At 74.2% G+C, this 13,723-nt stretch carries 12 protein-coding genes; 3 read left to right on the top strand and 9 right to left on the bottom strand.

The genetic code is table 11. The features are described from left to right. Positions 1 to 12: 12 nt before the first annotated feature. Together ABD973_RS19390 and ABD973_RS19385 are read right to left on the bottom strand one after the other, a co-directional pair. On the bottom strand, positions 13 to 2,586 hold the full coding sequence (locus ABD973_RS19390; RefSeq protein ID WP_125821352.1) for an ABC transporter permease: 2,574 nt from the start codon (positions 2,584 to 2,586) through the stop codon (positions 13 to 15). Continuing rightward, positions 2,583 to 3,359 (bottom strand): ABC transporter ATP-binding protein, encoded by a 777-nt coding sequence (locus ABD973_RS19385; protein ID WP_386382327.1) that lies wholly within the window; start codon positions 3,357 to 3,359, stop codon positions 2,583 to 2,585. The genes ABD973_RS19390 and ABD973_RS19385 overlap by 4 nt, the downstream gene beginning before the upstream one ends. A 430-nt stretch (positions 3,360 to 3,789) precedes the next feature. Between ABD973_RS19385 and ABD973_RS19380 the strand changes: the two genes are divergently transcribed. Both ABD973_RS19380 and ABD973_RS19375 read left to right on the top strand, forming a co-directional pair. Next, on the top strand, positions 3,790 to 5,442 hold the full coding sequence (locus ABD973_RS19380) for an MDR family MFS transporter (protein ID WP_386382324.1): 1,653 nt from the start codon (positions 3,790 to 3,792) through the stop codon (positions 5,440 to 5,442). Positions 5,443 to 5,534: 92 nt separating this feature from the next. Then, positions 5,535 to 6,470 (top strand): hypothetical protein, encoded by a 936-nt coding sequence (locus tag ABD973_RS19375; protein ID WP_345501149.1) that lies wholly within the window; start codon positions 5,535 to 5,537, stop codon positions 6,468 to 6,470. Between the two features lie 55 nt (positions 6,471 to 6,525). Here ABD973_RS19375 and ABD973_RS19370 read toward each other — a convergent pair whose 3' ends face one another. The 3 genes from ABD973_RS19370 to ABD973_RS19360 form a co-directional block, all read right to left on the bottom strand. Continuing rightward, complete coding sequence (locus tag ABD973_RS19370; RefSeq protein ID WP_125606180.1) at positions 6,526 to 7,008, bottom strand: hypothetical protein; 483 nt, start codon at positions 7,006 to 7,008, stop codon at positions 6,526 to 6,528. 143 nt (positions 7,009 to 7,151) lie between these two features. Then, complete coding sequence (locus ABD973_RS19365; protein WP_345501145.1) at positions 7,152 to 7,541, bottom strand: hypothetical protein; 390 nt, start codon at positions 7,539 to 7,541, stop codon at positions 7,152 to 7,154. Then, on the bottom strand, positions 7,538 to 8,098 hold the full coding sequence (locus ABD973_RS19360; protein ID WP_241253263.1) for a CGNR zinc finger domain-containing protein: 561 nt from the start codon (positions 8,096 to 8,098) through the stop codon (positions 7,538 to 7,540). Before ABD973_RS19360 ends, ABD973_RS19365 begins: the two co-directional genes overlap by 4 nt. A gap of 82 nt (positions 8,099 to 8,180) precedes the next feature. On the opposite strand from ABD973_RS19360, the gene ABD973_RS19355 reads away from it, so the two are divergent. Continuing rightward, positions 8,181 to 9,041 (top strand): alpha/beta fold hydrolase, encoded by an 861-nt coding sequence (locus tag ABD973_RS19355; RefSeq protein ID WP_164720899.1) that lies wholly within the window; start codon positions 8,181 to 8,183, stop codon positions 9,039 to 9,041. Here ABD973_RS19355 and ABD973_RS19350 read toward each other — a convergent pair. The 4 genes from ABD973_RS19350 to ABD973_RS19335 all read right to left on the bottom strand — a co-directional run bounded on the left by ABD973_RS19350 (position 9,016) and on the right by ABD973_RS19335 (position 13,718). Then, positions 9,016 to 9,462, bottom strand: a complete 447-nt coding sequence (locus tag ABD973_RS19350) for a hypothetical protein (protein ID WP_345501140.1) — start codon at positions 9,460 to 9,462, stop codon at positions 9,016 to 9,018. The two genes, ABD973_RS19355 and ABD973_RS19350, sit on opposite strands and share 26 nt — an antisense overlap. Positions 9,463 to 9,464: 2 nt before the next feature. Beyond that, complete coding sequence (locus ABD973_RS19345) at positions 9,465 to 10,073, bottom strand: DUF7691 family protein (RefSeq protein WP_345501138.1); 609 nt, start codon at positions 10,071 to 10,073, stop codon at positions 9,465 to 9,467. 100 nt (positions 10,074 to 10,173) lie between these two features. After that, positions 10,174 to 11,046: a coiled-coil domain-containing protein gene (locus ABD973_RS19340; protein WP_125821357.1), complete on the bottom strand. Its 873-nt coding sequence runs from the start codon at positions 11,044 to 11,046 to the stop codon at positions 10,174 to 10,176. A gap of 125 nt (positions 11,047 to 11,171) precedes the next feature. Then, on the bottom strand, positions 11,172 to 13,718 hold the full coding sequence (locus tag ABD973_RS19335; protein WP_345501135.1) for an SUKH-4 family immunity protein: 2,547 nt from the start codon (positions 13,716 to 13,718) through the stop codon (positions 11,172 to 11,174). Positions 13,719 to 13,723: the final 5 nt, after the last annotated feature.

The raw sequence follows: 13,723 nt of genomic DNA, 5'->3' as shown, positions 1-13,723 counted from the left end.
ACGACCGCCCCGCTACTCGCTGGCGATCGCGTTCAGGACGTTCATCCGCCCCGCCCGGAAGGCCGGGACCAGTGCGGCGAACAGGCCCACCAGGGCCGAGCCGGCGAAGACGCCGATGATGGTCGGCCACGGGATCTCCAGCACCTTCAGCCCCTGGAGGGCGAGGAGCTGCTGGGCGGTGGCACCCCAGCCCATGCCCAGGCCGAGGCCCAGCAGGGCGCCGAAGAGGGCGATGACCACCGACTCCAGGCGGATCATGCGGCGCAGCTGCCGGCGGGAGAGGCCGATGGCGCGCATCAGGCCGATCTCGCGGGTCCGCTCGACCACCGAGAGGGCCAGGGTGTTCACGACACCCAGCACCGCGACGATGATCGCGAGGGCGAGGAGCCCGTAGACCATGTTGAGCAGCTGCCCGACCTGGTCCTTGAGGTCCTGCTTGTAGTCGGTCTGGTTGAGCACCTTGTACTGCGGGTACTCGGCCATGGCCGCCTTGAGCGCCGTGTACGCGCTGTCGGCCTGCCCCTTCTCGGCCTTGGCCAGCAGCATGAACGGGCGGGCCAGCCGGTCGGCCGGGACGTTGGCCTCGGCGGTCGCGGTGCTGATGTACTTCACGCCCTTGTCGAGGTTGCCCTCGTCCGAGGTGATCGCGGCGACCTTCAGCCTGGTGGTCTTGCCGCCGTTGAAGGCGACCGTCAGCTCGTCGCCGACCTTGACGTGGTGCTTGTCGGCGTAGAGGGAGCCCACCGCCATGGAGCCGGCCGCGTACGCGTCCTGGTGCGCGCCCGCGACCATCTTGCGGCGCACGTCCTGCGCGTACGTCGGGTCGGTGACGCTGAGCTGGTCCTGGGCGGACGTGCCGTCCGGGGCGGTGATCTTCGCCTCGACCTCGCGGTACGCGGTGACGTGGTCCAGGCCCTTGGTGGACCGCATGGCCTGCTCGGCCTGCGGCATCATCGGCTGACCGCCCTGCGAGGCGACGATGTAGTCCGCGCCGACGCTGCGGTCGAGCTCGTCGGTGGCGGAGGCCACCATGGAGGAGCCGACCACCGACAGGCAGGCGACCAGCGCCAGTCCGATCATCAGCGCGGCGGCCGTGGCACCGGTGCGGCGCGGGTTGCGCAGCGCGTTGCGCTCGGCGAGCCGGCCGACGGAGCCGAAGGGCCGCAGCACCGGGGCGGCGAGCACCCGGACCACGACGCCGGCCAGCAGCGGGCCGATCACGATGAAGCCGATCAGGCTGAACAGCACGCCGACGGCCAGCCACAGCGAGCCCGCGGAGGCCTTGTCGGCGGCCGCGGCGAGGAACAGGGCCGCCCCGCCGATGCCCGTGAGCAGCAGGCCGAGGGCCGCGCGGACCCTGCCGGCCTTCTTGTCGCCGGGGGTTCCGGCGTCGCGCAGGGCGGCCATCGGGGACACCTTGCCGGCCCGGCGGGCCGGGACGTAGGCGGCGACGACGGTGACGACGATGCCCAGGACCAGGCCGACGGCCGGGGTCGTCCACTTGACCGTCAGGTCGGCGGTGGACAGCCGCATGCCCATCTGGCCCATCAGCTTCATCAGCCCGACGGCCAGGCCCACGCCCGCCGCGACTCCCGCGAGGGAGCCGACGACGCCGAGCAGGAACGCCTCGATGAGGACCGAGCGGTTGATCTGGCCCCGGTCGGAGCCGATGGCGCGCATCAGGCCGATCTCGCGGGTGCGCTGGGCGACCAGCATCGAGAAGGTGTTGAAGATCAGGAAGATGCCGACGAGGAAGGCGATGCCGGCGAAGCCGAGCATCACGTACTTCATGACGTCGAGGAAGCCCATGTCCTTCTTGTTGGCGGCCGCGGCTTCCTTGGCGGTCTGGACCTTGTACGTGTCCGCGCCGACCGCGGCCGCCACGTTCTTCTTCAGCTGTTCGTGCGTCACGCCGTCCTTGGCGGTGACGTTGACGTGGGTGAACGTGCCCGGGGCGCCGAGCAGCTTCTCCTGGGCGGTGGCGGTGTCGAAGTAGACGATGGCCGCGCCCGGGTTGGTCACGGTGAAGGAGGCGATACCGCTGATCTTCGCCCGGACGTCACCGGTGACGGCGATGGTGCGCAGCTCGTCGCCGAGCCTCAGCTTGTGCTTGTCGGCGGTGTCGGCGTCGACCATCACCTCGGTGGGGCCGCGCGGGGCGTGGCCGGAGGTGATCTTCATCGACTTGAGCTCGTTGTCGTTCCAGTTGCCCGCGATGGTCGGGGCTCCGGTGGTCGACCCCATGTTCTCGTTCTTGGAGTTGACGACGGTGACGGCCATCGAGACGACGCCGCCCTCGGCGGACTTCACGCCCTCGGCGGCACGGACCTTCTCCACGACCGAGCCGGGCAGGGACTCCGGCCTGCCGCGGGCCGAGACCTCCTCGCCCTCCTCGGCTTCCTTGGGGCTGACGGTGACGTCGGAGCTGGTGACGGCGAACAGCTTGTCGAAGGTGGTGTTCATGGTGTCCGTGAACACCAGGGTCCCGCAGACGAAGGCGACCGACAGCAGCACGGCGACCGCGGAGAGCGCCATCCTGCCCTTGTGCGCGAGGAAGTTGCGCCGCGCGGTCTTCATCACGGTCACGAGGTCCGCCCGCGCGCGTCGAAGTCCTTCATCCGGTCGAGCACCTGGTCGGCGGTGGGCCCGTACATCTCGTCGACGATGCGGCCGTCGGCGAGGAAGATGACGCGGTCCGCGTAGGAGGCGGCGACCGGGTCGTGGGTGACCATCACGATGGTCTGGCCCAGCTGGTCGACGGACTGGCGCAGGAAGCCGAGGACCTCGGCGCCGGCCCGGGAGTCCAGGTTCCCGGTCGGCTCGTCGCCGAAGATGATCGCCGGGCGGGCCGCGAGGGCGCGGGCGACCGCCACGCGCTGCTGCTGTCCGCCGGACAGCTCGGTCGGGCGGTGCTTGAGGCGGCCCGCGAGACCGACCGTCTGGACGACCCGGTCCAGCCACTGCTGGTCCGGCTTGCGGCCCGCGATGTCCATGGGGAGGGTGATGTTCTCCAGGGCGTTGAGCGTCGGCAGCAGGTTGAACGCCTGGAAGATGAAGCCGATCTTGTCCCGGCGCAGCTGGGTGAGCTTCTTGTCCTTCAGGCCGGTGATCTCGGTGTCCTCCAGGTGGATCTGCCCGCCCGTCACCGTGTCCAGCCCGGCCAGGCAGTGCATCAGCGTGGACTTGCCGGAGCCGGAGGGGCCCATGATCGCGGTGAACTGGCCGCGGTGGATGTCCACGTCCACGTGGTCGAGGGCGACGACGCGGGTCTCCCCGGAGCCGTAGGCCTTGACGACCTGGCGCGCCCGGGCCGCGACGGAGTTCTGTCCCCCGCCGCTCCCGTGCCTGGTCTCGGTCATCGCCGTTGTCACGGTGCTGTCTCCCCTGTTGGTGTGCCTGTGCTCGTGCTCGTGCTCGTGCTCGTGCTCGTGCTCGTGCTCGTGCTTGTGCTGCCGGTGCGGCCGGCGCGTACGTGGCCGGTATGTGCGTGGCCGATATCCGTACGGCCGCCGTCGAAGTCTGCGGTGCGGGGGGTGCCGGGCGCGCTGGTGCCCATCGCCGTATCCACCGGGGGGTTAACCCCACCCCCACCCACCGGCGGACCCGCTCGTATGAACCAGTTAAGGACCTCGCGGGCCTTTCGGCCTCCTCCGCCGGGACGAACGTCCCCTGGGCCCAAATGCTGATCCACCCCTAGGGGTTGTCCGCCCTGCGACGGACCTGGGGTAGGGGACACGGAGGGCTCGGGCGTCCGTGAGACGGGGATTCCGCCCGGAGCGGCCCGGTGAGATGGTGTTCCCCGCAGACGAGGGGAACGCCGTGGAAGCAGGAGAAAACCGGGCGAAAGGCTCCACGGAAGCTTCCGCGGAGGGCACGGCGGACCCCGTCGGCCACCCCGGAGGAAGCCCGGGGGTCCCGGAGTCCGGCCCCGAGGCCGTGCCGGGTCCGGCCGGCCCCGGACGGCCGCCCACCCGGGTCGTGGTGGCGCTGATGCTGAACATGGCCCTGGTCGCGCTCGACAGCACGATCGTCTCCACCGCCGTCCCGCAGATCGTCGGGGACCTCGGCGGGTTCGCCGTCTTCTCCTGGCTGTTCTCCGGCTACCTCCTCGCCGTCACCGTCACCCTGCCCCTCTACGGCAAGCTCAGCGACACCTTCGGCCGCAAGCCCGTCCTCCTCTTCGGCACCACCCTCTTCCTGGCCGGCTCCCTGCTGTGCGCGTCCGCCTGGAACATGGCCGCGCTCATCGCCTTCCGCGTCGTCCAGGGGCTGGGCGGCGGAGCCCTGCAGAGCACCGTGCAGACCCTGGCCGCCGACCTCTACCCGCTGCGCGAACGCCCCCGCATACAGGCCCGGATGACCACCGTGTGGGCGAGCTCCGCCCTGCTCGGCCCGGCCCTCGGCGGGGTGCTGGCCGGGTACGCGGGCTGGCGCTGGACGTTCCTGATCAGCGTGCCGCTGGCCGGGCTGGCCCTCGGGCTGACCGCCCGCCACCTCGTGGAACCCGTACGCTCCCCAGGCCGCCGGGGCCCCGTGGACTGGGCCGGGGCCCTCGCCGTCTTCGCCTGCGGCGGGCTGCTGCTCTTCGCCCTGGTCCAGGGCGGCGTGGCCTGGCCCTGGCTGTCGGCGCCCTCGCTGGCGCTGCTGGGCGCGAGCGTGGTCCTGGCGGCGGTGGTCGTCCGGGTGGAGCGCCGGGCCGCGGAGCCGATCCTGCCCGGCTGGGTGTGGCGCCGGCGCACCATCGCCGCCGTGAACCTGGCGATGGCGGCGCTCGGGCTGCTGATGGTCGCCCCGATGGTGTTCATGCCGATGTACGCCCAGTCCGTGCTCGGGCTCGGGCCGGTCGGAGCCGGGCTGCTGACCGCCCTGATGACGCTGAGCTGGCCGCTGTCGGCCGCCCTCTGCCAGCACGTGTACCGGCGCATCGGCTTCCGCGACACCGCCGCCCTGGGCGTCGGGCTGGGGTCGGCGGTGCTGTTCGCCTTCACCCTGCTGCCGTACCCGGCGCGGCCGTGGCAGCCCGCGCTGGTGATGCTGCTGCTGGGCGCCGCCCTCGGGCTGTTCCAGCTGCCGCTGGTGGTCGGGGTGCAGTCCACGGTGGGCTGGGCCGAGCGGGGCACCACGACGGCCTCGGTGCTGTTCTGCCGCACCGTCGGGCAGAGCGTGGGGGCCGCGCTGCTGGGGGCGGTGGCCAACGCGACCGTCGCCGCCCGGCTGGCGGGGGCGCCGCTGCCGGGGCTGCCGGAGCGCCTCGACGACGTGTCGCGGGCCCTGGCGGAGCCGGGCGGGCTGTCGCCGGCCGCCGCCGAGCACCTGCGGGCCGCGGTGGCGGCCGCGGTGGAGCACATCTTCCTCGGCGCGACGGCCGCCGGGGTGGCGGCGGTGCTGGTGCTGCTGCTGGTGGCGCCGCGCAGGTTCCCGGTGCTGCCGGAGCACGACTAGCCGAGGTGCGCACCCCTCCGCCCGCGCGTCGGGTTGTCATGTTCGGGCCCAGTGGGTGACCCTCTTGCCCAGGACCGCATCCGGGGGGACGTATGGCATCCGCACTCTTCGCGCTCGCGTTACTGGCCGCCCTGGCCGGGCCGGTGGCCCTGCGCCTGCGCCGCAGGCCGGGCTTCGTCACCGGCCGCGACGGCCGGCTCTCCACCTCCACCACCCTGGCGCTGGCCTGGACGGTGCTCCTGGTCTGGCTGCTGCTCGCGATCCTCGCGTACGGGCTCACGGCGGGCGGCGGCGTCTCCTACTTCCGCGGCACCGGCTCCGGCTCCGACGGCCCGCTGTCGTCCCTGACCTCGGTGTACCTGCCGCTGCTCGGGGGCCCGTACGCGGCCCTGATCGCGGCGAAGGCGGTCGTCGGCTTCCGCCTGGAGAGCGGCAGCATGGCCAAGCCGGCCCCCAAGCCCACCCCCGGCGGCCGCCGCCCGCTGCGGGAGCTGATCGCGAACGACAGCGGCCGGACCGACCTGGTGGACCTCCAGTACGTGGCCCTGAGCGCGGTCACGATGCTCTACGTCGTCCTCTTCTTCCTCTCCGACGTGGGCGGCGGGCTCCCCCGGCTGCCCGGCGAGATCTGGGCGCTGACCGGCGCTCCGGCCGGGGCCTACCTGCTCAACAAGATGGCCACCCGCCCCAACCCGGTGATCACCGACGTCACCCTCACTCCCGAGGGGCTGCTGCGGGTGGAGGGCGGCGGTTTCACCGAGCCCCGCCTCACGGTGGACGGCACCCCGGTCGAGGCGACGCCGGATCCGGCGACGGGCGCCCTGACGGCCCGGCTGCCGCAGCCGGCGAAGCCGCCGTTCACGGTGGTGGTCGTCGCGCGCGGGCTGCGCAGCGACCCGTACCGCTACGAGGGCGCCCCGGCCCCCGCACCCGCACCGGCGGTGCCGGCGGCCCCCGCGCCCACACCCGTGGCACCGGCGGCCCCCGCGCCCGCGACACCGACGCCGACGCCGACGCCGACGGCATGACGAGGGGCCCGGCACCCCCGGGTGCCGGGCCCCTCGTCCGTTCGTCAAGCCAAGATCAGCCGATCGTGCGGAACGGGGAGTCGAAGTAGTCGGACTCCTCCTCGGCGCTGTCGGAGGCGTCGCTGTCGGCCGGCTGCTGCACGGGGGCCTGGGCGGCGTCCTCGCGCTTGTCCTTCTCGCCCGGCTCGGCGGGCTTCGCCTGCTGGTCGGATTCGAAGGCGACGGCGGAGGCCTCGAAGTCGCCCGCCTTCTCACCCGGGCCCGCGGCCGCGACCGGCTCGCCCTCGCAGTTCTTGTTGTCGAAGAACAGGGCCACCTTGTCGGTCTCGTTGACGGCTTCCTCGATCGGGGCGTCGGTCACGGCCAGCGCGTGGCACTTGTCCTCGGCCAGGTCGCTCACCTGCCCGGTCTTGCTTTCGCCGTTCTGCTGGAAGCTGTAGCTGAGGGCCTTGCCGTCGTCCGCGAGGGCGGTGGCGGCGGCCGGCAGGACGAGGGTGAGGGCTCCGGCGAGGGCTACGGCGGTGGTGCGAAGACGCATGAGGGGGGTTCCGTTCTTCTCTTCCGCGGGCGGATGCCGGTCCGGTGGCATCCGGGAGGGAGCGTAGGAGCGCGACGCGTTGGAGAAACCTTTCCTCGAGGGGAGCGCGCCCCGAGGTTCACCCACCCTGCCCCCCCACGGGCTCAGCCCGCCTCCCCATCCGGGGGGATCCGGTTCACCCGCCATCCCTCGGGGGTCTCGGTCAGCGTCAGGGTCCCGATCCAGTCCATCCCGCCCTCGGGGTACTCCCATTCGGCCGGGTCCGCCAGCACCTCCGGCAGCGCCTCGCGCGGCACCACCCCACCCGGCTGGAAGCCCGGAGTGCCGTCGGGCGCGGCCCACGGGACCACCCGGCGCACCTCGATCCACCCCCGGTCGACGAGGTCGAGCAGGATCGGGGCCAGCTCGGCGGCCGGCAGCTCCTTGTCCTCCTCGGCCAGGTCGCCCCAGACGCCGGGCAGGATGTCGATCTCGAAGGCGTTGATCATGAAGGCCCGCTGGCTCTCGGTCAGCGACTCCCACTCGCGGCTCACGCGCCCTCCCCCTTGTGCCGGGCGTAGTAGCGCGCCACCCGGGCCCGGTTGCCGCAGGCCGACGCCACGCACCAGCGGCGGCGCGGGTGCGCCGGCAGGAACAGCAGCACGCAGTCGGACGCCTCGCACTCGCGCACCGCCATCACCCGGGGGTCCGTCACCAGCTCCACCACGGCCTCCGCGAGCTCGGCGGCGAGCCGCTGCGCGGGGGCGGCCTCCCGGTACGGGGCCGCCGTCATGCCGGTCAGCGCGGTCCAGGCCAGCTCGGTGCGGGCCGGGGCGGCGGCGAGGACCTCGTTGAGCGCGGCCAGCGCACCGGACGGGGGCCGCTCACCGCGCCGGGCGGCGGCCAGCAGCGGCCCGGCCGCCTCCCGCACGGCGTGCGCGGCGGCCACCTCGGCCTCCCCGACCTCGGCGACGCGGCTCAGCCGCCCGGGCTCCTCGGCCAGCCAGGCGGCGAGTCCCGCCCGGTCGGCGATGAGGTCGCCGGCCCCGGCGGGCCGGGTGTTCAGCAGGTCGAGGGCGAGGGGCTCGCCCAGCAGCGGGAACAGGTTCACGCCGCTAATGCTAGCAACACCACTTGACCCATTAGCCGCAGCTGCCGCAGACTAATGCCACCGAAGCCCAAGGAGGCATGTGATGATCGCTCACCACACCGTCGACGTGGACGGCGTGACCGTCGCCTACCGCGAGAGCGGCCCGGCCGACGGCCCGGTCCTGCTGCTCCTGCACGGCTTCCCCACCGCCTCGCACCAGTTCACCCGCCTCATGGACGCGCTCGCCGGCACCCCGTACCGGCTGATCGCCCCCGACTACCCCGGCTTCGGCCGCACCACCGCCCCGCACGGGTTCACGTACACCTTCGACCGGCTCGCCGACATCGTGGAGGGCTTCACCGACGCCCTCGCCCTCGACCGCTTCGCCCTGTACGTCTTCGACTTCGGCGCCCCCGTCGGACTGCGGCTCGCCACCCGCCGCCCCGACCGCGTCACCCACCTGATCGTCCAGAACGGGAACGCGTACGACGAGGGCCTCTCCGACGCCGCCCGTGAGTTCGCCGGCCTGCGCCGCGAGGTCCCCGGCAACGAGGAGCGCGTCCGCGCCCTGTTCACCGAGGAGGGCACCCGCTTCCAGTACGAGACCGGCGTCGCGGACCCCGCCCTGATCTCCCCCGACAACTGGACCCTCGACGTCCACTACCTCGGGCTGCCCGGCCGCGCCGACGCCCAGGCCGACCTCGCCTTCGACTACGCCTCGAACTTCGCCCACTACCCCGCATGGCAGACCTGGCTCCGCACGGCCGCCGTCCCGGTCCTCGTCGCCTGGGGCGCCGGAGACCCCTTCTTCACCCCGGCAGGCGCCAAGGCCTACCTCCGCGACGCACCCCACGCCGAGGTCCACGTCTTCGAGGGCGCCGGCCACTTCGCCCTGGAGACCCACCTCGCCGAGATCGCCCCGCTGATCCGCGACTTCCTCACCCCCACAGCCGCCGCCCGGTGACGCCCCCGGGGTCGCGCACCGCGTACACCCCGGCCCCGCCCCCGTACGACGCGGCGACGACGGCGACACCGCCGTCCAGGGCCAGCGCCGTGAAGTCCGGGCGGCCGGCCCCGGCCCCGAGAACCGTTTCCGCACCGGCCCCCATGAGGTCCCACTCCGCCGACAACCGCACCCGCCGCCAGCCGCCCTCCCCACCCGGCGGCATCAACAGGAACGCACCGCCCTCCCCGAACAGCCCCTCGGCCACCGCGAGCCGGTACCAGCACTCGTTGAGCGACTCCACCAGCCGCGGATCCGCGTACCGGACGTAGACACCCCCGAAGACCTCCGCCGAGCCGTACCCGGCGACCGCCGCGACCACCCCCTCCGGCACCCCACCGGGCACCGCCGCGACCCCGGCCCGCGTCCACACCCCGCTCACCGCTAGGACCGGAACCCCACGATCCCGAACCCCGGCCGCGCCTCGACCTGCCGCAGCCACCCCAGCACGTCCCCCACGGCCTCGGACACCTCGCTGTCCAGCAGCGGAACCTCCTCCCGCCGCTTGGTCTCCTCGAACTGCTCCAGCGCCTTCACGCAGTCCTCGTACGTCCACTCGCCGCAACCCGGCGTGTACGTCGACGGCAGGCCGCCCGGCAGGTCCGAGAAGTCGAAGTCCTCGACCGAAACGGCATCGATCTTCAAAGCGCGCAGCCCCGCGTCGACCATCCCCAGCCAGTCGCCCCGGTACGGGGAGAAGGAGGAGTTGTCGAGGAAGGACCCCGTCAGGTCACAGAGCCGCTTGTACGCGTACGCGTACTGGAAGGCGTGCTCCCGGTCCTCACTGAACGGCCCGCCGTACACCACCGCGCGCAGCGCCTCGTACGCCGTCGGCGCGCCGCCCTCGATCTCCGAGTCGAACCAGTCGTCGTCATGCGCGAGATCGGCGGCGAACCGCTCCCGGACCACCTCCAGGAGCGCGTCGTCACGCGAGCCGACCAGCGCGTGGACGGCCTTCAGATCGAGCAGGTACACACTCAGCGAAGAACTCATACCGCGAGGCTAACGGCGCCCACTGACAACCCACTTGGCGGTGCCCCTCCCGCCCCGCGCCGACCCGGCGCGGCCGGCCCGCCACCGCGCGGAGCAGCCCCTACCCCTCCGCCGGCGCCCGGCCCGTCAGCGCCGCAAGGCTGGAGCGGACGTGGCTCATGTGGGCCCGCATCTCCTCCTGCGCCTCCTGGTGCTCCCGCAGGATCCGCTCGGTCTCGCGCACCGTCCGTTCCTCCCGGACCCGCGCCTGCGCCACCAGTTCCTCCGCCCGCGCCTGCGCGTCCTCCTGGCCGTGCCGGGCCGTCTCCTCCGCCTCGGCGTACCCGCGCCTGGCCTCGGCCAGCCGCGCCTCGGCGTACCGCTCCAGCTCCGCGTACCGCGCTTCCTGCTCGTCCGCCCGCGCCGCGAGCTCCCGTCCCGACGCGTCCCACCGCTCGACCTGCTCCTGCTCCCGCTCCGCGAGCAGCGCCCGCGCCCGGCGCCCCGCCTCCGCCAGTGCGGCCTGCGCCTCCGACCGCCAGGCCGCCGCGTCCTCGCGCGCCTCCGCCCGCAGCCCGTCCGCCTCCCGCTGCGCCCGCAGCAGCCCCTGCCGCGCCCGTACCTCGGTCTGTTCGCGCACCGCCTCCGCGTCGTGCCGCGCGAGCTCGGCCACCCGGTCGGCGTGCGCCTCGGCCGCACCCGCCGCCTCCGCCGCGTCCGCCCGCGCCTCCTCCCGCAGGACCTCCGCCTCCTCCTGCGCCAGTTGCAGGATCCGCCGCGCCCGCTCGCTCAGCTCGTCGTACGTCTGCGGGGCCAGCGCGGCCACCGCCGCCCGCAACCGCTCGGCCTCCGCCTCCATCTGACGGGCCAGCACGGTCAGCCGCGCCACCCGCTCCCAGGCCTCGTCCCGGCTGCCGGACAGCCGCGCGAGATACCGGTCGACTTCGTCCGTCCGGTAGCCACGACCGCGCACAGTCGCAAAGGGTGCAGTCATCCTGGGAGCGCCTCTCTCGCGGGGATTGCTGTCAAGGATGCGTCATTTGCTCGCAGAAGCCGGAATGGCCGGGCCGGGTCCCCCACACGAGGAGACCCGGCCCGGCCACACGCACGCTCACCGCGTCAGAGCAGTCCGTCCCACATCTGCTCCAGCAGCACCGACCACCAGCTCTCCGGCGAAGCCAGCGCCGCACTGTCCAGACCGGCCAGGTTCGCCTGGAAATCGACGGTCCAGCGCCCGGCCTGCTCCGGCGTCAGATGCTGGCGCAGCCGCCACATGTGACCCAGCATCGCCAGCGAACGCGCGAACTGCGGCAGGCTCGAGTTCACGAACTGCGGCGGCACCGGGGCCCCGCCGGGTCCGGCCTCCACCGGCACCGCCACTATGTGCGCCGTCCCGTACTGCACGCACAGCGCCTTGCCGAAGTCACTGCCGACGACCAGGTACGAGCCCGCGTCCGACGCCGGCTGCACCCCGCGCTGCGCCGCCAGCTCGGCCAGCGTCGGCACCGGCTGGCCCGGCACGGCCTGCGCCCAGAAGAACGGCCCGAAATCGACCGGCAGACCCGCCCACATCAGGGTCTGCGCCACGATCTCCGGCACGCCCTGGCGCGACACCGCCCGCTGGTCGAAACGGAACACCCCCTGCGGCCCGAAGGCACCCGCCAGCTCCTGCGCGATGGCGTCCATCGGGATCGCCGGCTGGAGCGGAACCTGCGGCAGCGGCGCCCGGACCGGCGCGGGGCGCGCCGGGCCGTCCGCCACCTGGTGCAGCTCACCCTGATGGGTGAGGAGGTGGCGCATGCCCTGCTGACGGCCCGCGTGGTCGGTCCCGTACGGGGCCACGCTCGTGATCCGCACCTGCGGCCAGGTCTCCCGGATCATCCGGGCGCAGTAGCCGCCGGGCAGCTCACAGGACGCCAGCTCGGTGTGCAGCTCCAGCACCTGCTGCGGCGGCACGTTCATCGCGCGCAGCTCGTACAGGATCTGCCACTCCGGGTGCGGCGTACCGGGCGCCGAGCGGCGGATCAGCTGCTGCTCGGAGCCGTCGGGCGCACGGTAGCGCAGCACCGCCTGGTAGCCGGGGCCGACCGTGGGCGCGCCGGACGGGGCCTGCGGCGGCTGTCCCGCCGGCCCGGGCGGCGGGCCGGGGGGCGTGCCGGGCGGGCCGGGCGGCTGCACCGCACCGGGACCGGCCAGCATGGTCGCGGCGTGGTGCGCACCGGCCCCGGGAGCGCCGGGAGCCCCAGGGGCGCCAGGGGCACCGGGAGCCCCGGGCGGACCCGGGGGCGCCGGCGGCTGCACGACGGCGGGACCGGCGAGCATCGTCGCGGCGTGGTCCAGCCCCCCGCCCGGCGAACCGGGAGCACCGGGAGCGCCGGGAGCGCCGGGCGGTCCAGGAGGCGTCGGCGCACCGGGAGGCCCGGGCGGCTGCACCACACCGGGCGCCGCCAGCATGGTCGCGGCGTGGTGCGCACCGGCCCCGGGAGCGCCGGGAGCCCCAGGGGCAGCGGGCGCACCGGGAGGCGCGGGCGGAGCCGGAGGACCGGGAGGCGCCGGAGGACCGGGAGGCGCCGGCGGGCCGGGCGGCTGCACGACGGCCGGGCCGGCGAGCATCGTCGCGGCGTGGTCCAGCCCCCCGCCCAGCGAACCGGACGCGCCGGGAGCACCGGGCGGCCCAGGCGGCGCCGGCGGCGCACCCGGAGTCCCCGGCGCACCCGGCGTCGTGCCAGGCGCGGCCAGCATCGTGGCGGCGTACGCCCCGCCACCGGGCGCCCCGGGCGCACCCGGAGCCCCGGGCGCACCAGCCGGCGGCACCGGCGGCGCCTGCGGGACACCGCCCGGCGGGGACACACGGGCCCGGCTCGTCGGCGCGTCGGCGATGGACCCGGCGTCCGCCGGAACCGCCACCGCCGGAGCCACGGTCGTCCTGGGCAGCTGGCTGCCACCCGCCATCAGCGTGGTCTTGGCCTCCGGGGCCACCCCCGAGGCGGAGGGCGCGTCGTCCAGGTCGGAGCCGGCCAGCGGCGGCGCGAACACCGTGGCGGGCAGCGGCACGGAGCCGTCCTCGGCACCGGAGTTCACGTCAGTCCCGGCCCACGGCGTGGAGCCGGCCGGCACCCCGTCGTTCGCGGCCGGCTCGTACGGAACCTCGCCCCCGCGCCCGAGCGGAACCGGACCCCCCGCACCGGAAGCGGCACCCGAACCCGCAGCGCCGACACCGGCACCGGCACCCGAGCCGGAAGACCCAGACCCAGACCCAGAGCCCGCACCCGCGGCACCCGCCGGCGGGATCCCCGCCCGGTCCGCCGCCTCCTGCAGCCACTGCGGCGGCGTCAGCATGAACGACGTCTGCTCCGAGTCGATCCGCGGCGGCGGAACCGAAGCCTCGGCAGCCGCCGACGCGGCAGCGGCCCCGTACTCCTCCTCGTACCGCCGGATCACCTCACCCACCGGCAGCCCCGGCCACAAGGTCACCTCACCGCTGTCCCGCGCGATGACCAGCCGCTGCCGGCCGCCACCGGACACCGGACCGGCCGCCCGGTCCTCGGCCCACACCACGAATCCGAGCCCGAACTCCCGCACCCGCACCTCACGGTGCTGGTACGCGGGCACGTCCCCGTTGATCCACTCCTCGGCGCGCTCCTGCGCCTGCGCGAACGTCACCACGACGC

The sequence above is a fragment of the Streptomyces racemochromogenes genome (genome assembly GCF_039535215.1).
GTDB classification, from domain to species: Bacteria; Actinomycetota; Actinomycetes; order Streptomycetales; family Streptomycetaceae; genus Streptomyces; species Streptomyces racemochromogenes.
This window is presented reverse-complemented; position numbering and strand designations above follow the sequence as displayed.

What these genes read in the sequence shown, in the direction of transcription:
- ABD973_RS19385 (WP_386382327.1), bottom strand. Translation starts at nt 3,359, where the DNA reads ATGACCGAGACCAGGCACGGGAGCGGCGGGGGACAGAACTCCGTCGCG.
- ABD973_RS19380 (WP_386382324.1), top strand. Translation starts at nt 3,790, where the DNA reads ATGGTGTTCCCCGCAGACGAGGGGAACGCCGTGGAAGCAGGAGAAAAC.
- ABD973_RS19375 (WP_345501149.1), top strand. Translation starts at nt 5,535, where the DNA reads ATGGCATCCGCACTCTTCGCGCTCGCGTTACTGGCCGCCCTGGCCGGG.
- ABD973_RS19370 (WP_125606180.1), bottom strand. Translation starts at nt 7,008, where the DNA reads ATGCGTCTTCGCACCACCGCCGTAGCCCTCGCCGGAGCCCTCACCCTC.
- ABD973_RS19355 (WP_164720899.1), top strand. Translation starts at nt 8,181, where the DNA reads ATGATCGCTCACCACACCGTCGACGTGGACGGCGTGACCGTCGCCTAC.
- ABD973_RS19345 (WP_345501138.1), bottom strand. Translation starts at nt 10,073, where the DNA reads ATGAGTTCTTCGCTGAGTGTGTACCTGCTCGATCTGAAGGCCGTCCAC.
- ABD973_RS19340 (WP_125821357.1), bottom strand. Translation starts at nt 11,046, where the DNA reads ATGACTGCACCCTTTGCGACTGTGCGCGGTCGTGGCTACCGGACGGAC.